Origin of the sequence: Orrella marina (assembly GCF_003058465.1) — a bacterium.
Lineage (GTDB): Bacteria > Pseudomonadota > Gammaproteobacteria > Burkholderiales > Burkholderiaceae_B > Algicoccus > Algicoccus marinus.
Window position 1 is genome coordinate 2443336 of sequence record NZ_CP028901.1, and the last position, 18334, is coordinate 2461669.

General features: G+C 56.2%; 14 protein-coding genes, 1 tRNA gene and 1 pseudogene. 6 read left to right on the plus strand and 10 right to left on the minus strand.

Annotated elements, in window-relative coordinates:
- Positions 1–156 precede the first annotated feature (156 nt).
- The 5 genes from dnaJ to hrcA form a co-directional block, all read right to left on the minus strand.
- Positions 157–1278 carry a molecular chaperone DnaJ gene (dnaJ, locus tag DBV39_RS11110; protein ID WP_108621581.1) on the minus strand — a complete coding sequence of 374 codons (1122 nt, stop codon included), beginning with the start codon at positions 1276–1278 and terminating at the stop codon, positions 157–159.
- Between the two features lie 84 nt (positions 1279–1362).
- The gene (gene dnaK, locus DBV39_RS11115; RefSeq protein WP_108621582.1) at positions 1363–3285 is read right to left on the minus strand and encodes a molecular chaperone DnaK; all 1923 of its coding nucleotides are present in this window, start codon (positions 3283–3285) and stop codon (positions 1363–1365) included.
- A gap of 146 nt (positions 3286–3431) precedes the next feature.
- Positions 3432–4001 carry a nucleotide exchange factor GrpE gene (gene grpE / locus DBV39_RS11120; protein WP_108621583.1) on the minus strand — a complete coding sequence of 190 codons (570 nt, stop codon included), beginning with the start codon at positions 3999–4001 and terminating at the stop codon, positions 3432–3434.
- A gap of 110 nt (positions 4002–4111) precedes the next feature.
- The gene (hemH, locus tag DBV39_RS11125; RefSeq protein WP_108623234.1) at positions 4112–5131 is read right to left on the minus strand and encodes a ferrochelatase; all 1020 of its coding nucleotides are present in this window, start codon (positions 5129–5131) and stop codon (positions 4112–4114) included.
- 152 nt (positions 5132–5283) lie between these two features.
- Complete coding sequence (gene hrcA, locus DBV39_RS11130; RefSeq protein ID WP_108623235.1) at positions 5284–6300, minus strand: heat-inducible transcriptional repressor HrcA; 1017 nt, start codon at positions 6298–6300, stop codon at positions 5284–5286.
- Positions 6301–6367: 67 nt separating this feature from the next.
- Between hrcA and DBV39_RS11135 the strand changes: the two genes are divergently transcribed.
- Both DBV39_RS11135 and recN read left to right on the plus strand, forming a co-directional pair.
- Positions 6368–7267: an NAD kinase gene (locus DBV39_RS11135; RefSeq protein ID WP_108621584.1), complete on the plus strand. Its 900-nt coding sequence runs from the start codon at positions 6368–6370 to the stop codon at positions 7265–7267.
- Positions 7268–7269: 2 nt separating this feature from the next.
- Complete coding sequence (gene recN / locus DBV39_RS11140; protein ID WP_108621585.1) at positions 7270–8928, plus strand: DNA repair protein RecN; 1659 nt, start codon at positions 7270–7272, stop codon at positions 8926–8928.
- Between the two features lie 75 nt (positions 8929–9003).
- On the opposite strand, the gene fur is transcribed toward recN, so the two are convergent.
- Positions 9004–9435 (minus strand): ferric iron uptake transcriptional regulator, encoded by a 432-nt coding sequence (gene fur, locus DBV39_RS11145; RefSeq protein WP_108621586.1) that lies wholly within the window; start codon positions 9433–9435, stop codon positions 9004–9006.
- An 83-nt stretch (positions 9436–9518) separates the two neighbouring features.
- Between fur and DBV39_RS11150 the strand changes: the two genes are divergently transcribed.
- Positions 9519–10085, plus strand: coding sequence for an outer membrane protein assembly factor BamE (locus tag DBV39_RS11150; RefSeq protein ID WP_227870595.1), 567 nt, complete (start codon positions 9519–9521; stop codon positions 10083–10085).
- Positions 10086–10113: 28 nt separating this feature from the next.
- Positions 10114–10908 carry a 4-hydroxy-tetrahydrodipicolinate reductase gene (gene dapB, locus DBV39_RS11155; RefSeq protein ID WP_108621588.1) on the plus strand — a complete coding sequence of 265 codons (795 nt, stop codon included), beginning with the start codon at positions 10114–10116 and terminating at the stop codon, positions 10906–10908.
- Positions 10909–11048: 140 nt separating this feature from the next.
- Here dapB and murB read toward each other — a convergent pair whose 3' ends face one another.
- On the minus strand, positions 11049–12080 hold the full coding sequence (gene murB / locus DBV39_RS11160; protein WP_108621589.1) for a UDP-N-acetylmuramate dehydrogenase: 1032 nt from the start codon (positions 12078–12080) through the stop codon (positions 11049–11051).
- 134 nt (positions 12081–12214) lie between these two features.
- Here murB and DBV39_RS11165 point away from each other — a divergent pair.
- Positions 12215–12290 (plus strand) — tRNA-Gly (locus tag DBV39_RS11165).
- A gap of 214 nt (positions 12291–12504) precedes the next feature.
- Positions 12505–13602, plus strand: a pseudogene (locus DBV39_RS11170) (tyrosine-type recombinase/integrase); the annotation flags it as partial.
- 30 nt (positions 13603–13632) lie between these two features.
- On the opposite strand, the gene DBV39_RS11175 reads toward DBV39_RS11170, so the two are convergent.
- Genes DBV39_RS11175 through DBV39_RS11185 form a run of 3 tightly spaced genes read right to left on the minus strand, consistent with a single transcriptional unit; the run spans position 13633 to position 18331 of the window.
- Positions 13633–14571 (minus strand): LysR family transcriptional regulator, encoded by a 939-nt coding sequence (locus DBV39_RS11175; RefSeq protein ID WP_456093825.1) that lies wholly within the window; start codon positions 14569–14571, stop codon positions 13633–13635.
- 31 nt (positions 14572–14602) lie between these two features.
- Positions 14603–15355 (minus strand): 4'-phosphopantetheinyl transferase family protein, encoded by a 753-nt coding sequence (locus DBV39_RS11180; RefSeq protein ID WP_108621590.1) that lies wholly within the window; start codon positions 15353–15355, stop codon positions 14603–14605.
- Between the two features lie 36 nt (positions 15356–15391).
- Entirely contained in the window at positions 15392–18331 is a 2940-nt protein-coding gene (locus tag DBV39_RS11185) for a salicylate synthase (RefSeq protein WP_108621591.1), read from the minus strand.
- Between the last annotated feature and the right edge of the window lie 3 nt (positions 18332–18334).

Genomic DNA, 18334 nt, shown 5'->3' on the forward strand with positions numbered 1-18334 from the left:
GATCATCAGAAAAATAGAATGAGTTTCGTTGCTTAGCACTCACGCCGGAGTTACGACAAAAGCCAGCCACCAGCAGAGGAGAGTGCGCCGAAGATGGGATGGTCTGACCTGCTACTGCACATATCGCGACGCAACCAGTCAGGCCATCCCTGCATATCAAGAGAAGAATTCCTTGACACGATCTGTCCAGGATTTACTCTGAGGCGAGTGCCTGTCACCGCCCTCACCCAGAGAACTCTCGAACTGTCGCAGAATTTCCTTCTGGTCTTCAGTCAGACGCACAGGCGTCTCGACAACGACGTGACAGTACAGATCACCAGGATAACCCGCCCTGACACCTTTAATGCCCTTACCGCGTAATCGAAATGTCTTTCCGGATTGCGTTCCTTCCGGAATCGTGATTTCAGCCTTACCTGTGAGAGTAGGTACCTGAACATCCCCACCGAGTGCCGCCGTAGTGAAAGGAATTGTCAACTCGCAATGCAGATCATCATTGTCACGCTGGAAAATGTTGTGCTGCTTGATATGGATTTCAACGAACAGATCACCCGCAGGGCCACCGTTTACACCAGGTTCGCCATTGCCTGTTGAACGGATCCGCATGCCTTCATCGATACCAGCGGGAATCTTGACTTGCAACGTCTTGTTTTTGCGGATGCGTCCAACGCCGTCACACTTGACACATGGATCTTTGACTTCCTGACCTGACCCATGACAAGTCGGGCACGTCTGCTGAACACTGAAAAACCCCTGCTGCATCCGTACAGCACCTGCGCCATTACAAGTACGGCAGGTGACTGGAGAAGTACCAGGCTTGGCTCCGGAACCTTTGCATGTGTCACAAGTCTCCCAACTCGGGACGCGAATCTCGGTTTCGAAACCGGCCGCCGCCTGCTCCAGAGTAATCTCCAGCGCATACTTGAGATCGGCGCCCTTGTACACCTGAGGTCCACCGCCGCCTCCTCGTCGACCCGCACCAAAGATCTCTCCAAAGATGTCACCAAATGCATCCGAAAAATCGGCTCGACCGCCACCCATACCTGCGGCGTTCGGATCAACCCCCGCATGGCCAAACCTGTCGTAGGCAGCGCGCTTGTCAGGGTCGGAGAGAATCTCGTACGCGTGCTGGACAGACTTGAACTGCTCCTCGGCGTTCTTGTCATCAGGATTGCGGTCAGGGTGCCACTTCATCGCAAGTTTGCGATAAGCCTTCTTGATTTCGTCGTCGGAAGCGTTCCTGGTGACGCCCAGTACTTCGTAAAAATCTCGTTTTGACATAATTGCATTTCTGATGGGTTCAACGGTAACGCCCGGTTACCCTTTTGACAGGATACCGGGCGCCACTTTCAGCTAGGCGGGTGATTACGAACCGTCGCGCTTGACTTCCTTGAAGTCTGCATCGACGACATCATCATCAGCCGGCTTGGCACCCTGAGCGCCGTCAGCCTGCGCCTGAGCCTGCATGTCGGCATACATCTTTTCGCCAAGCTTCTGTGCCGCAGTCGAAAGCGTTTCGACCTTGCCGTCAATAGCCTCCTTGTCAGCGTTGTCCTTGAGAGCTTGCTCAACATCCTGAATGGCCGCTTCGATAGTTTCCTTTTCGGATGCTTCAAGCTTTTCGCCGTGTTCTTCCAGAGACTTGCGGGTCGCATGCACCAGCGCATCAGCCGCGTTGCGGGTCTGAGCCAGTTCAGCCATTCGATGATCCTCAGCTGCGTTAGCTTCAGCATCCTTGACCATGCGCTGGATCTCTTCTTCCGTCAAGCCAGAGTTCGCCTTGATCGTGATCTTGTTCTCCTTGCCGGTACCCTTGTCCTTGGCCGACACGTGAACAATACCGTTCGAGTCGATATCGAACGTCACCTCGATCTGAGGAACGCCACGCGGTGATGGCGGAATACCCTCAAGGTTGAATTCGCCCAGGAGTTTGTTACCCGAAGCAATTTCACGCTCACCCTGAAACACCTTGATCGTCACGGCTGGCTGGTTGTCATCAGCAGTTGAGAAGGTCTGTGAGTGCCGGGTCGGGATCGTGGTGTTCTTCGTGATCATCTTGGTCATCACGCCACCCAGGGTCTCGATACCCAGCGACAATGGCGTCACGTCCAGCAGCAGCACATCCTTGCGGTCACCCGAAAGCACAGAACCCTGAACTGCGGCACCGGCGGCAACTGCCTCATCCGGGTTGACGTCCTTGCGAGGATCCTTACCAAAGAACTCCTTGACTTTCTCCTGGACCTTGGGCATGCGAGTCATACCGCCCACCAGAATCACATCATCAATGTCACTAACCTTCACACCGGCATCCTTGATGGCCACGCGGCAGGGGTCAATGGTGCGCTCGATCAAGTCTTCCACCAGCGACTCAAGCTTGGCGCGAGTGATCTTCAGGCTCAGGTGCTTGGGACCGGACGCGTCTGCTGTGATGTAAGGCAGGTTGAATTCCGTCTGCTGGCTGGAAGACAACTCGATCTTGGCTTTCTCGGCAGCCTCTTTCAGGCGTTGCAAGGCCAGAACATCCTTGGACAGGTCCGTTCCTTGCTCTTTCTTGAACTCGGCAATAACGTAGTCAATGATGCGCTGGTCAAAGTCTTCACCACCGAGGAAAGTGTCACCATTGGTGGAAAGCACTTCAAACTGTTTCTCACCATCCACATCTGCAATCTCGATGATTGACACGTCAAACGTACCACCACCCAGGTCATAAACGGCAATTTTGCGATCACCTTTCTCGGTTTTATCCAGACCAAACGCCAATGCCGCGGCGGTCGGTTCGTTGATGATGCGCTTGACCTCAAGGCCTGCAATCCGGCCTGCATCTTTGGTGGCCTGACGCTGGCTATCATTGAAGTAAGCCGGCACGGTGATCACTGCCTCTGTAACAGGCTCGCCCAGGTAGTCCTCAGCGGTCTTCTTCATCTTGCGCAGCACGTCAGCCGACACCTGTGCAGGCGCCATTTTCTTGTCCAGAGCTTCCACCCAGGCGTCACCGTTGTCTGCTTCGATGATTTTGTAAGGCATGAGGTCGATGTCTTTCTGGACAGCCTTCTCGTTGAACCGGCGTCCAATCAGGCGCTTGACTGCGTACAGCGTGTTCGTTGGATTGGTAACGGCCTGACGCTTGGCCGGAGCGCCAACCAGCGTTTCACCCTCTTCCAGATAGGCGACAATCGATGGTGTGGTACGGGCACCTTCTGCGTTTTCGATGATCTTGACTTGTCCGCCGTCAACAATTGCAACGCAACTGTTGGTTGTGCCAAGGTCGATACCGATGATTTTGCTCATTTTATGGATTCCTTAACTCGTAAATTGGGTGCGATTCAAACTCGATGACAGATAGATGGGGGCGTCGCTGGAAAATTCAAGACAGTTTGAAGCTGATCAGCTAAAAGCAGTCCTGGCAGAGTCCGGTTCCCGACGCGCTCGGACCGTCAACTCGCCACGGTCACGAGTGCCGGGCGCAGTACGCGATCCGTGATCAGATAGCCCTTTTGCAGAACTGTCACGATTGTGTTCGAGGGCTGTTCGGCAGGAACAGTCGCAATAGCCTGATGATGGTGCGGATCAAACTTGTCGCCGACTGCTGGCATAATTTCTTTCAAATGGTTACGCTCGAATGCCGAGTTCAACTGCTTGAGGGTGGTCTCAACACCTTCGCGCATGGCCTCAAGGGTCTGCTGCTCGACCGCCAGTGCGGCTTCCAGGCTGTCACGCACAGGAACAAGACTCTCTGCAAACGATTCGATTGCAAACTTCCGCGCCTTTGTAACTTCCTCCTGAGAACGTCTGCGGATGTTTTCGGATTCCGCGTGAGCACGCAACATCATGTCGTGCTTGTCCGAGAGCTCAGCCTTCAGGCGCTCGATCTCCTGAACGGGATCCTGATTCACATCAGCCTGCTGCTCCGGGTTCGGTTCGCACTGACTAGCTTGGGCTTGATCATTCTGGCCTGGAACATCCGCCTGATCAGACGGTCGATTGGCATCTGGATGCGAAGTCATGCAACTATCTCCAAAAAAATACGGTCGATTTCGGGAATATGGGGACGTCAGCCCCGTTTTCAAGAGCTGCACCACACGCCCATGGAAATACTTGCGCTGCCCTGATGCAATCAGTCGCCGTGCGCCCGGGTCGGCCAGCCCTGCAAGTGATCAAGAACCAGACTGGTCAGACCCTCTACCCATTGCTGGTCATCATTCAGACAGGGAATGTACCGAAACTGCTGCCCACCTGCATTCATGAACGCATCCCGACACTCAATGCTGATTTCTTCCAGCGTTTCCAGACAGTCCGCCAGAAAGCCCGGACAGACGACATCGACGTGCCTGACACCAGACTCTGCCAGTTTGATCAGCGTCGGTTCCGTATAAGGCTGCAGCCACTCTGCAGGCCCGAACCGGCTCTGAAACGTGACAAGATACTGATCATCGGTCAGATCCAGTCGTTTCGCAAGCGCCCTTGCTGTGCCGTAGCTGTCCTTGCAATAGGGATCCCCTAGATCAGCACAACGCCTGGGCAACCCATGAAAGCTCATGACCAGCTTTTCTGGTCGCGAACCCTCCGACCACGCATGCTCGATTTTTGAGGCAACAGCATCGATGTAAGGTTCGAAGTCATGAAAGCGCTTGATAAAGCGCATTTCAGGCTGGTTACGCATTCGACTGGCGATGCGACAGACCTCGTCGACTACCGTAGCCGTGGTGCTGGCTGCGTACTGGGGATACAGAGATAAGGTCAAAATCCGTTCACAGCCCTTGTCACGGAGCTTCTGCAGCGCAGACTCCAGGCTCGGGTTGCCATAGCGCATGCCAATTTCCACTTCCACTTCATGGCCACGCGCACGAAGCGTTTTCTCGAGGCCAAACGCCTGTCGCTGGCTATAGACGAGTAAAGGCGAGCCTCCTTCCATCCAGATACCGGCATAGCGCTCAACCAGCTTGCGCGGACGACTTAGAAGGATTGGCCCGTTCAAAATCGGCCACCACACGAGCCTCGGGATTTCAATCACTCGCGGATCGGAGAGAAACTGCCGCAGATAGCGGCGTATCGCAGGCGCAGTAGGTTCATCGGGTGTACCCAGATTGACCACCAGCACACCCACCTTGGGAACTGACATGTCTGCAGGCCACATCACCAATTTGCTCGGTGCAGGCTCTTTCCAGTCCCGACCGCGGCTGGGATTCACATCTGCTTGTTCGGACAAAGAAACACCTCATGCTACTGATTGACGGGCCGAAACCGGCCGATGAGTCCGGTCACATACTGCCTTGATACGAAGCAAGATCAACGTTCGGATGCATATTGACTCAACGCATTGGACAGCAGTCTGGATGTGATATCAACGATCGGAATGACACGTTCGTATGCCATGCGCGTCGGACCAATCACACCGAGTGTGCCGACCACCTTACCGTTGACACCGTATGGCGCAGCCACAACGGTCAGATCTTCCATCGGCATGAGACGAGACTCCCCACCGATGTAAATTTGAACGCCCTGAGCACGACTGCTAGCGTCGAGCAGTTGTAACAACTCGGTCTTCTGCTCGAACAGCGAGAACGTACGCCTCAATCGCTCAAGATCGGAGGACAAGTCCGAAATATCGAGCAACCGCATCTCACCAGAAATTACAACCGAGTCAGCCTGGTCAGGCTCCTCGGATCCGGCATCGACCGCAGCCTGCATCAGTCTCGACAGGTCCTCGCGAAGACGCTGCAACTCGACTGCCAGGGACTGTCGCACTTGCGCAAACCCCATACCGCTGAAATGCTGGTTGAAGAAGTTGCTGGCCTCCACCAGTTCGGCATGAGAATAATCCCTTGTCAAGGACAGGATCCTGTTCTGAACATCCCCTTCCGGCGTCACGATGATCAACAGGATCCTGCGTTCCGACAGTCGAATGAACTCGATATGCTTGAACACCTGGGAACGACGTGGCGCCAGCACAACACCTGCGAACTGGGTCAGATTCGAAAGCAGTGAGGCAGCTGCATTGACCGCTTTGGTGGGATCTGCAGATGGCAGCATGTCGCGCAGGTTGTCAACATGCAACAACTCGAACGGCTGTGACGCCAGCATGCTGTCCACAAAAAGCCTGTACCCTTTTGGCGTGGGAACCCGTCCAGCGGAAGTATGCGGACTCTGTATGAGACCAGCCTCTTCGAGGTCTGCCATCACGTTGCGGATCGTCGCAGGGGACAGATCAAAGACTTTTGAGAGCGCACGAGACCCCACCGGCTGACCGTCGGTGATGTATTTCTCGATTAGAGCTTTCAGTAAAGCGTGGGCGCGATCATCCATGTTGCTGTAGATTGTACCGTCCAACCCTATAATCTTCCGAATAAATGACCGTCTGATCAAGGGCCGCATGCAATTTTCGACCATCGCGCTTGTGGGGCGCTATCAAGACTCTCAACTCGCGGATCACCTGCGCAGCCTCGCGCGCATGGTTAATGCAGCTGGCAGAGAGGTGCTGATCGAGGCAGAAACAGCAAAAAATACCGGGCTGACAGAGTTTCCGGTTGCATCCTTCGAGGAGATTGGCCGTCGCGCTCAGCTTGCCATCGTGATGGGAGGCGACGGAACCATGCTCGGCGCGGCACGCAGCCTTGCACCAGCTGGCGTTCCAGTCGCAGGAATCAACCATGGAAGACTTGGGTTCATCACCGACATTCCTCTTCAAGACACGCATTCTGCACTGGAAGACCTTCTGCAAGGCAACTTCGAGATCGAGTCTCGCATCCTGCTCGAAGGCGAGGTCATGCGCGACGGAAAATGCCTTTACAGCGCCACAGCACTCAATGACGTTGTTCTGAATCGGGCAGGCCGCGGCGGAATGATCGAGGTACGCGCCGACATCAACGGGCAGTTCATGTTCACCGTTCGCGCAGACGGCCTCATTGCCGCGACGCCCACAGGCTCAACGGCATACGCCCTGTCCGCCCTCGGACCCATCCTGCACCCGACCATACGGGCGATCCTGCTGGTTCCGGTCGCCCCTCAGACTCTGTCAAACCGCCCGATTGTTCTGCCCGACTCCAGCCAGCTGAATCTGACCGTTCTGTCGATGAGCAGAATCGAAGCGGGCGCCAGCGTTCACTTTGACATGCAGACCTGGTCCGACGTCCAGCCCGGTGACCAGGTCAACGTCCGCAGGGCACAGAATACCGTCAACTTCCTGCATCCTCGCGGTTACAGTTTTTTTTCGACACTCAGAAAGAAGCTAGACTGGAACCGCCTGCCTGCTACGGGTCACAACGGAGAGTAATCGTGCTTCGGGAGCTTTCAATTCAGGACTTTGTCATTGTCAGGGAGCTGAATCTGGATTTCAGTGCGGGACTGACTGTTCTGACTGGTGAAACGGGTGCAGGAAAGTCAATTCTGGTCGACGCTCTCGGACTGGTACTTGGAGGCAGGGTCAACACCTCGGTCGTTCGACCGCAAGCCAGGCGTGCACAAATTACCGCCGTATTTGAACCCACCTCCGCCGCACAAGCGTGGCTTGCCGAGTACGACCTGGACCAAGAAGACGAGCTCGTTCTGCGGCGAGTGATTGATGCGCAAGGCAAGGGGCGCGCCTACATTAACGGCGCACCTACAACAGTCACTCAGCTCAAGGAACTGGGTGAACGACTGGTTGACATTCACGGCCAGCATGCTCACCAGAGCCTGCTCAAACCCGAAAGTCAGCGCGATCTGCTTGACGAGTTTGCAGGGTTGTCCGGAGAACGACGTGAGATTGCCCAGATCTGGCAAGACTGGCAACAGACAAACGAGCAACTCGAGCGCGCCCAGCAAGACCAGCGGGTTGTTCTGACCAGACAGGAAGAACTCGAATGGCAACTCGACCAGCTTGACAAGCTGGCTGCACAAGAAGGCGAATGGGTCACTATCAGCGAGGAGCACGCGCGCCTGTCGAATGGCCAGGCACTGCTTGAAGGGGCTCAGACCGCCTTGCAAACACTGGACGACGACGAAAGCGGTGCCCAGCGCATCATTGATCTGGCCTTGCATGCCATCAACCCGCTGGTGGCACATGACTCGCGACTGCAGGATGTTGCGCAAGCGCTCGAATCCGCCAGCATTTCTGTTCGTGAAGCCAAGTCGGATCTGAACCGCTACCTCGATCACGTTGACCTGGACCCAGACCGGCTGAGTCAGGTTGAAGACCGGATGCGTGCGCTATTTGACGCAGCCAGAAAGCATCACTGCGAGCCAGCCGACCTCCCTGCTGTTCGCATTCGCTGCCAGCAAGCACTTGAAGAACTCGTGCAAGGGCAGGACCTCGAGGCAATCCGCGCCAGACAGGCTGAACTCGAAGCAGCGTACAAAAAGGTCGCTTCCAGACTGCATACCGCGCGCACCAAGGCAGCCAGAAAACTTGGCGAATCGGTCACCGCAATGATTCGCCTTCTGGGCATGCCCGATGGGCGATTCGCGATTCAAGTAGAACAGGCACAACCCGGGCCTGGTGGCTCTGACAGGATCACACTAACAGTGGCCGGCCATGACGGAGCAGCCCTGGCACCGTTATCAAAGGTGGCATCGGGTGGTGAGCTCTCCCGTATCAGCCTGGCACTATCCGTACTTGCAAGCGAAGCCACCCGTGTACCCACCTTGATCTTCGATGAAATCGACACAGGCGTGAGCGGTGCAGTCGCAGAAAAAATTGGTGAGCTGCTACGTCAACTTGGCCAGACATTTCAGGTCCTATGCGTCACGCACCTGGCACAGGTCGCATCTTGCGCACACCATCATTGCGTAGTCACAAAAGAAAAGGATGCACAAGGGGTCTATTCGAACGTTCAGTCGCTTTCTGAGGCATCTGACCGTGTTGAAGCCATTGCCAAGTTACTCGGCGGGGTGAAGTTGACGCAAACCACACGTCAGCATGCAAGGGAAATGCTGGAACGCGTCGGGACAGTCTGAAATCAGCGAATCAAAGATTGGTGATTTGAGGTCCTTTCCCTCCCCTCATATCACCAAGCCCTCCACACTTACCTTCTACTTGCCAGCCTTAATGCAGTTCGGGCACTTGCCATAAAGAACCAGTGCGTGGCTTTCCAGATCAAAACCATGTGTATCAGCTATTTTGTGCTGTAAAGATTCGATCTGCTCGTCAGAAAACTCCTCAACCAGCCCACAATGTGTGCAGATCAAGTGATCGTGATGATCTCCATCATTAAGTTCAAAGATGGCCTTGATGCCGTCAAACTGGCTACGACTCAGAATACCCGCCTGCTCAAATTGCGTCAGCACCCGGTATACCGTTGCCAACCCGATCTCGACATTCTCGGCAAGCAGCAGCCGATATACGTCTTCTGCGCTCAGATGCCTTTGTTCGGAGCGTCTGAATACGTCCAGAATTTTCAGTCGAGGAAATGTCGCCTTCAAACCAACGGTCTTGAGGTCGCTCTGATCGTTGTCATTCTCCACGTGATCTCCTTGTGAATTTAGTCAAGCGGCCTTTTGCCCTATGATAGCGTCTTTAGACAATGCATAAACAGAAGAGGTTGCCCGTGCAGTCTTCCCCGCACAACGCCATGCTTCGCTACGCAGTCGGTTTCGTCCTGACTGCAACCGTACTCGTCTCCGGGTGCTCCTCAAACCGCTGGGGATTCCCCTATCGGGTGGGGTTACAGCAAGGAAACTGGGTAACCGAACAGCAAGTCGGTCTGCTTTATCAGGGCATGACTCGAGAACAGGTTCGCTTTGCACTAGGCTCTCCGACACTCACCAATGTCCTGCACGCAGATCGTTGGGACTATCCGTATTTTTACAGGGCCCCCAACCGCAGCGTCGAAGTCCGCAATTTCACTGTGCTTTTTAGTGGCGACCTGCTCGTGAGCTGGCACGGAGACGAACAGCCTGCTCTGGAGCCATTCCAGATTGCCCAGGAAGAGGTCAGGAAGTCACAGGCCGAACAAGCCGAGGTCGATCTCGAAGAGGAGCGACTCAAGAGCGAGGGCAGCGAAGTTCAGATTGCCCCAGGCTTTGACATTAGCCTGAGCAATCCCGCCCTACCATCCAGCGATCCGTACGCGCTGCCTGATGCACCAGACCAGGTACCGATCCCATTGGAATAATCTGAAACGACCGACCAGAGACTTAACTATGAAACTTGCAATTGCTGGCGCCAGCGGAAGAATGGGGCGGATGCTGATTGAATCAGCGCTTGCCCAGCCGGATGCTTTTGAACTGGTCGTGGCACTCGACCACTCGACCAGTCAGTCAATCGGACAGGACGCAGGCGCATTTCTTGGCGCCAGGACCGGCGTGATGATTACGGACGATCTTCAGGCGCTGGCTAGTGCCGACTGCCTGATTGACTTCACTCGCCCAGAAGGCACACTGGAACACCTGAAAGTATGTGTTGAGCACGGCGTCAAGGTGATCATTGGCACGACCGGTTTTGATGATGCCGGCAAACAGGCGATTCAGAAGGCAGGTGAATCGGTGGCCATCGTGTTCGCCCCCAACATGAGCGTTGGCGTGAATGCGACACTCAAACTGCTCGAAGTGGCCGCCAAGATTCTGGCCTCCGGATATGACGTAGAAGTGTTTGAAGCACACCATAAACACAAGGTCGATGCACCATCAGGTACGGCCCTCAAGATGGGTGAGGTCATTGCCAATGCCTGGGACAAACCACTAGACGAATTGGCGACCTGGACCCGCCACGGGCATACCGGAGCCCGGGAGGATGGGTCGATCGGGTTTTCTGTTGTCCGCGGAGGCGATATTGTGGGTGACCACACGGTCTACTTTTGCGGGGTTGGGGAGCGCATCGAGATCACGCACCGGTCGACCAGTCGCGCCACATACGCACAAGGCAGTCTTCGTGCGGCCCGGTTCCTTGAAGACAAGCCCAAAGGAGTCTATGACATGCAGGCTGTACTTGGCCTTTAACTGGCCATCCATCGCCTCAGTGCCCGACAATCTGAAGCACACCTGTGACAAACCTGAGAGCATTTCGCACACCAAGCGCCTCACAGGTTGTCACGCAGGCCAGCGCTGCGCCTGACAAGCGCAGACCAATGACTTACTGGTCAGCAATCCCAGCAGACGGGTTCAATCTCCAGCGAAACGCCGAATCTGGCCTTGACATCACCCGAGATCAGTCTGGCAACATCCAGAACATCAGCTTGCGTAGCGCCGCCAGTATTAGTTAGAACCAGTGCCTGCCGTTCATGCACCATCACTGGACCCACTGCGTGACCTTTCCAGCCACACTGATCGATCATCCATCCCGCTGCAAGCTTGTAGTCACCGCTATCCAGCCGAAACGAGACCAGATCAGGGTGGGACCGCCTGAGATCCTCATATCGGTGCTCCGATACAACCGGGTTCTTGAAAAAACTCCCGGAATTGGGAATAACGGACGGGTCAGGCAGCTTTCTACGGCGAATATCCACCACTGCATCAAACACCTCTTGTGCAGAGATGGCCTCTCCCTGCGTCCGGGCGTGCTCGAAATGAACAAGGTCCGGATATTTCAGAACCGGCTGCCAATCGACAGGAAGCGCGAAGCGAACTGATACGATCAACAGGTGACTGTTTTCATCGCGTTTGAATATGCTGTCCCGATACTGAAATCCACACGACTGTCGTGCCAGCGTCTTCATCTGCGCGCGCTGCAAGTCCCACACTCTGATGGAATCGATGAATCGCTCGACCTCCACTCCGTAGGCACCAATATTCTGTACTGGAGCAGCCCCGACCGTACCAGGAATCAAGGCAAGATTCTCCAGCCCGTTCCATCCCTTGCCAAGTGCATGAACGACCCAGTCATGCCAGACCTCGCCCGCTGACACATCCACGTACCTGACACCCCCACTCTCTTGCACAAGCGACACACCGCGGTTTCTCACCAGAACAGTAAATCCCTCCAGAACAGGCGGCAAAACCAGATTGCTCGCCGATCCGATCAGATGCACCCGCTCACGAGAGGCCACTGCCTCTGACAAGGCAGGTAGATCTGCCTCCGATCGCAGCACAAAAACCCTCTCCCCCCGGCAAGGCAAGGACATTGTGTTGGAAATATGACACAACTGCTCTACAAAGTATTCTGGATTGGACATCAACGAAAATTCTGTGTTAAAGTTTTGTTCTTCGCTGGTGATGTTAACCGGTTTTAGCAAAAGGGTTCGAGCAAAAACAGCTTAAAACCATTTTCAAAAAATCAGTTATCATTCTGTTTTCAAGCGAAAGTATTGCGGGAATAGCTCAGTTGGTAGAGCGCAACCTTGCCAAGGTTGAGGTCGCGAGTTCGAGACTCGTTTCCCGCTCCAATTTATGCTCTATAGATTTCCACTGAGGTCTATAGGTCGTTGAAAAAAGGGGCGAAAGCCCCTTTTTTAGTTCCAGCGAAAGCCACAGAAACCCACCTACAACCAGCGTTTTTGAAGCCAAAGAATGCGCGCGACGTCCGTTCCGGGTCGTTGCTGGGGTTGGATCGGGAGGATGGGCTGCATCAGGACTAAGTCCATGACTTAGGAGCTGATGATGGCACTCTCTGATCTGGTGGTGCGGCAAGCTTGGGCCGCTGAAAAAACCTACAACCTCCCCGACACCGACGGCCCTAGCCTGGTGGTTGCCCCTACCGGGGACAAGTCGTGGCACCTGCGCTACTACTGGCTCGGCAAACAAAAACGCATATCCCAGGGTAACCACCCCGAGATCGGCCTGCGCGAGGCCCGTGCCTTGCGCGACGAAGCCAGAGCGCTTCTGGCCAAGGGCAACAATCCCCATACCGACCGTAAGCAAAAGCGCCATGCCGTGAAGCTGGCATCGGACTGCACCTTCAAGGCCGTCTACTACGCCTGGGTTGAACACCGCTCGAAGGAACTCAAGACAGGCCGGAACGGCACGCTGTCGCAGATCAAACGCATCTTCGGCAAGGATGTGCTGCCCACCCAGGAGAAGATGTCGATCTACGACATTCGTCGGCATCAACTTCTCGGGGTTCTGGCAAGGATCGAGAAGCGCAAGGCCTTCACCACCGCCGAGAAGGTTCGCACCTGGCTGCGACAGTTGTTCCGCTATGCCCTAGTCGTGGTCAAGGGCATGGAATCCAATCCAGCGACAGATCTGGACGTCGTGGCCAAACCCACCTCCCCTTGCATCCCGCCAGCGCTGGCCAAGCCCATTGTCGTAACCCCGAATAACGTGAGCATCACATTCCAGCGGCTGTCGCAGGTACCACTGCCCCCTGCGTATGCACCCGAGCCCGTAGTCTCCGCAATTCAACTCGAGCGCGAGGAAATGTTGGCTATGTACGAATCGCCGAGCAATCTACCGGTTCCCTTGTTCGAGAAATTGGCTAGGAAGTCCAAGGATCAGATCAACCGCGAGATGAAGTCAGGAAAGCTGCTGCCCATCAGTCTAGGCAACCGCGGACAGCATGTGCCCGACTGGCAGTTGGTGCCGCTCAAGCACAAGCTGGCGCAGGTGCTCATGAACCAGTGCCCATATGCAGACTCATGGGAGCTGTACCGCATGCCGACCCGGCCCCACCCGGATCTGGGGAATCGCGCGACTATCGATGTGATCACCGCCACCAATGTGCCGGCCATTGTCCGCGCAATCCTGGGCACTCATCAGCCCCATGCGGGTGCGCACGAAGCCGCCGAATCACAATCCGTTCCCGAACAGGTGCGACAGAGCATTCGGCGGATGATGGATGATGCCTTGGTCGTTGCGGGGGTGAACCGCTTGTCGATTCGGTATGGATGCATCCGCTCTAGATGGATGCATCCGAGCCACCCACCTCATCCTTGCGCCCTGGCATGCAATCGAGCAATGAACCGTTCCAGTGGTGGCGCCATGGCGACGTCGCTCGGGCGAAGCAAACAAGTGGTAATGACGGCTGACGCCACGGCCAAGGGCCGGGCAATGACATCCCGATGCTGACTGGACGCAAGGCTCACGTTGCAGCGGCCGCAGCAAACGCATCAGTTCTCGCCAGTATCCCGCACATACAAGGGGATCGCACAGGATCAGTGGGTGGACCGCGAGCTTGTGCAGCGGAATTGCCTTGTGTTCCAGTAGCTCGTGGCGGGCAGGGACGGCAACCAGCAAGGGATCGTGCCAGATCGGCTCGGCGACGATGCCTTCTCCCACATCAGCCGTGTGCGCAAATCCGGCTGTGAAGTCGCCGGAAAGCTGGCCGCGAATTTGCCCTGCCAGGGGAACTTCGGACAGACGCACCTTGATTTCGGGCTCTTCCTCTCGGCAACAAGCCAGAAAAGTAGACAGCCGGCGATCGACCGAACCGTCGGAAACCGCGATTCGCAGACACGCCTTCAGGTCCGCCGCGATAGTCCTGGCGTTCTCCTGCGCATGCTCCAGAACGGTAAACAACCGGCGGACATCCTGCAAAAAAGCCGCACTGGCTGGTGTCAGCTGAGTTCCACGACGATCACGATCAAAAAGGGTAACGCCCAGATCATCTTCCAGCTCCTTGATTGTTCTCGACAGCGGCGGTTGCTCGATATGCAAACATTCGGCTGCGCGGGTGAAATGTAGTTCTTCGGCCAATGCAAGAAAGCACTTGAGGTGTCGTAGCTCCATGTGGGCAATGTTCCGATTGATCGTTGCATCTTCAAACTTCAGGCTGCGTGATTGCCGCAAGAGTGATGCGTGAATGAATGGACGATACGCGCGGTATGCAGACTGCCGTCAGTACCTCACGGTCCATCCATGCGTATCGAACCTCCACGCAGGCTCCACCTCGCCACGATCCACACCAGTCCTCAGTCAATCGCAGTACGAGTGCATTGGCTTGGCAGGAAACGATTTCGGCGGCATGGAAGTCTTTGTATTGGCGCGAGAATGGATAAAGCGCCTTGTAAAGAGCCTCCTTGGCGGAAAACAGAAGTGTCAAAGAGCGAGCGCGGCAGGGAATGTTTCGCTCCAGGCACTCCAGTTCGCGATCACGGCCGACGCTGTGCCGTATATCCTGCGCGATCTCGGCATCGATCAACATCTCCACATCAATGCCCACGGCATGGAATCTGGTGGCCGGCGCCGCCATGGCGACGGCCACCGACGCGCAATGACTGATGCTGCCGAGGATCCCAGGGGGCCAGATGGGAAGTCGATCTTGCACGGGCAATGGAAACTCGGCATCGACCCCCATCTCCGATAACGAATGGAAGGCACAAAGCCGCCCTGCAAGGAATTCTGTTCGCCGCTTGTGACTCATGCCCGTCACCATGGACTGCCCCAGCCAACTCGTCGGGGCATGCACGAGGACATCCATCGACGTCCGGCTGGTTGGCAGTGCCAGCCCGGACAGTCTGATGTCAGGCGACAATTCCAGAAGATCGGCCAGTCCGAGAATCCACGCCGTCATGCGGCTGTCGGGATAAGGGAATGCGGGAGCAATGTTTCAATGCTCCTTCGAGGAAATCAGGTAGGGGCCGACTGATGTCAGCTTTTCGCAGGTTTCCTCCCACTCGCGCTCTGGCGTCGAATGCGGCACCAGTCCCGCACCGGCCTGTAGCGACGCACGGCCTGCATCTCGATACGCAGAACGAAGCACCAGGGCCGCATCCAGCGAACCGTCGCTCTCAGCGATCAGCACGCAGCCACTGTAAAGCCCCCGCGCTCGGCCCTCATGCCTGTTGATGCTTTCCAGTGCTTCCCTCTTCGGGATACCGGATGCCGTGACAGCGGGAAACAGCTTCTCGAATGCAGTCCAAGCGCTGGCGCCAGGGGTTAGAACGCCCTTCACATGCGACGCCAGATGCTGCACGCTGCCGCGCTCCTGGACGGTCATGAACTCGTCCACGACGACAGATTCGGCCTGGCATGCCTGCAGCATCTCCTGGACGGCGAGCTTCACCGAAACCGCATGCTCCGCGATCTCCTTCACATCCGATTCCAGTTCTTTGCGCAACTGCTGATCTTTCTCCGGCGCACCTGTCAATGCGCGGGTTCCAGCCAAAGGCTGAGTCGCTACGTTGCCCTCAGCATCAACGGTCACGACGATCTCAGGACTAAAGCCATAGGCCTGGAACTCGCCATCTTTCAAAAGGAATGATCGGACCGGCGTATTGGATTTGCGCCCGGCGTAGTAACTGGCCACCATATCCACCCCGGACGGAATTTCGACAGCGCGGGAGAGGATGACTTTCTGATACCGACCCTGTCTCATGTCCTGTACCGCCGAAGCCACGATATCGCGGTACTGCACACTCCCCGTAGAGCGCACGTCCAGAGCGATAGGCGAATCGACTCGTGGAAGCCCGTTCTTTTCGGCCGCTTCAACGATCGCTACCAGCTGAGGCATTTCTGCGCTGTCCAGCGTACGCAGTTGCACAGTTCCAAGTCGAATGCGGATTTCGCTTTTCGGTATGACGATGGTGAGCAAGGGGCCTGCGCTGTGCGGATTTTCCAGGCCATACGTCAGATAGGCGAACTCGAATTCGGCACGGCCATAAGCACGCCAGTTATCGAACGGGATGTCGGCCAGGGCCTGTTCGATGCTCTCGCTGACAGACGTTGATCGCCACGAATTCCCATCACTGCGGCAAACCGTTCCATCCGAATCTACTGTGATCCTCATGGCGCATTCCAGACCCAATGTCCATTCGCCGTGACGTTCGTACAAGACGTAGTTGATGGTTTCGTGCCGAATAACTTCGGCCACTTTGACCGCCAACTCGAACGGCGGCGCATTCGTTGTCATCGACTCATGCAGGTAACTCGAAGACTTGGCATCCGGAGAAACTGAGGCGCGTTGGAGGGCGACCGCGACCAGGCGGCGCTTGTCGACCTTCTTGGCCGCGGTCAGGGGCCATTCGAAGATGGTTTCGATCTGATCCGGCACCTTGTAGTCGCTCAAACCACCTTCGCGCAGCGCCGTCTTGATGTGTAGAGGGTCAATCGTCTGACTACCTTCCGGCTTGATGAAAACGCAGATGCGTTCGCCCAGCAGTTCGTCTGGGACACCGACCGCGGCGGCGACATGGACGCCGTGAAGCAAACTGATCGCTTCTTCGATCTCGGCCGTAGAGATTTTTTCGCCGCAGCGGTTGATCTGTTCCTTGATGCGACCTTCCACAATCAGATTGCCATTCGCGTCGCGACGTACCAGGTCGCCGGAACGGTAAAAGCCATCCTCGGTGAAACTGGACGCGTTCTGTACTGGTGCCCGGAAGTAGCCACGAATCGTGTACGGACCTCGGGTAAGCAACTGCCCGGCTTGACCTTCAGGAACGTCATGGTCGTCCTCATCGACGATTCGAACCTCATCTTTGGGGGACAAGGGGCGCCCCTGGGTCTGGATGATCGTGTTCAGCGGATCGTCCAGGCGCGTGTAGCACAGCAGCCCCTCGGCCATGCCAAAGACCTGCTGCAATTTGCAGCCGATGACATCGACCAGTTGCCGGGCCAATCCCGCCTCCAGACGGGCACCGCCCACCTGTATCAGCTTCAGGCTGGATAGGTCACTATCCTCCCATTCGCGGCCCTCCACCCACAGCTTGGCCAGCGGCGGCACCAACGCTACATGCGTCACCTTGTACTTCTCGATCAGCGGCATGGCTTCATCGCAACTGGCAGAGACCGATGTCACGACGGTGCCGCCGCACTGAAAGGTTCCGAGCACACCCGGAGATGCGAGCGTAAAGTTGTGCGCGGCCGGAAGCACCGCCAGGAACACCATTTCCCGATCGAATCCACAAAGTCTGGCGGAAGCGGTGAAGTTGTAGAAATAGTCCCCATGGGTGCGGGGAATCAGCTTTGGCATTCCCGTTGTGCCGCCCGAAAGCAGCAGTACAGCGGTGTCGCGCCCATCCTGCTCGGGCCAGGGGCATGCGGAACCCTTGAGTGCAGTCAGGATCTGGACGTTGCGTGTTTCGTGCTCGACGTCTCCATCCATTACAACCAACCGGAGGCTCTCATGCCTGGCCTGCATGCGTTGTGCCAGCGTCAGATAGTCATGTTCGCCAACATCATCGGGAATGAAGTAGGCCGTCGGTTGCGCCAGGGCCATCAATGCATCGATGTCCTGCTCCCGTTGATTGGGCATCGCCATCACGGGGATGACCCCCACACGCAGGAGCGCGAAGAACGAATAGAAGAAGCCGAAGGTGTTTGGCATATGCACCATGGCATGGTCGCCAGCACGCAGGCCAGCGGCATGCAAGCCGCTGGCAATGTGCTCGACACGGTCGTGCAACTGCGCATAGGACAAGCATTGACCCGTCTCATTGATCAGCGCAATTCGGTCGCCGTAGTTGCGTGCCCACTGCGCAAGACAATGCCCAAGAGGCATGGGTTTATCGCATGTGCTCATGGGCAATTCGGAAATGTCGGCTTTCATCAC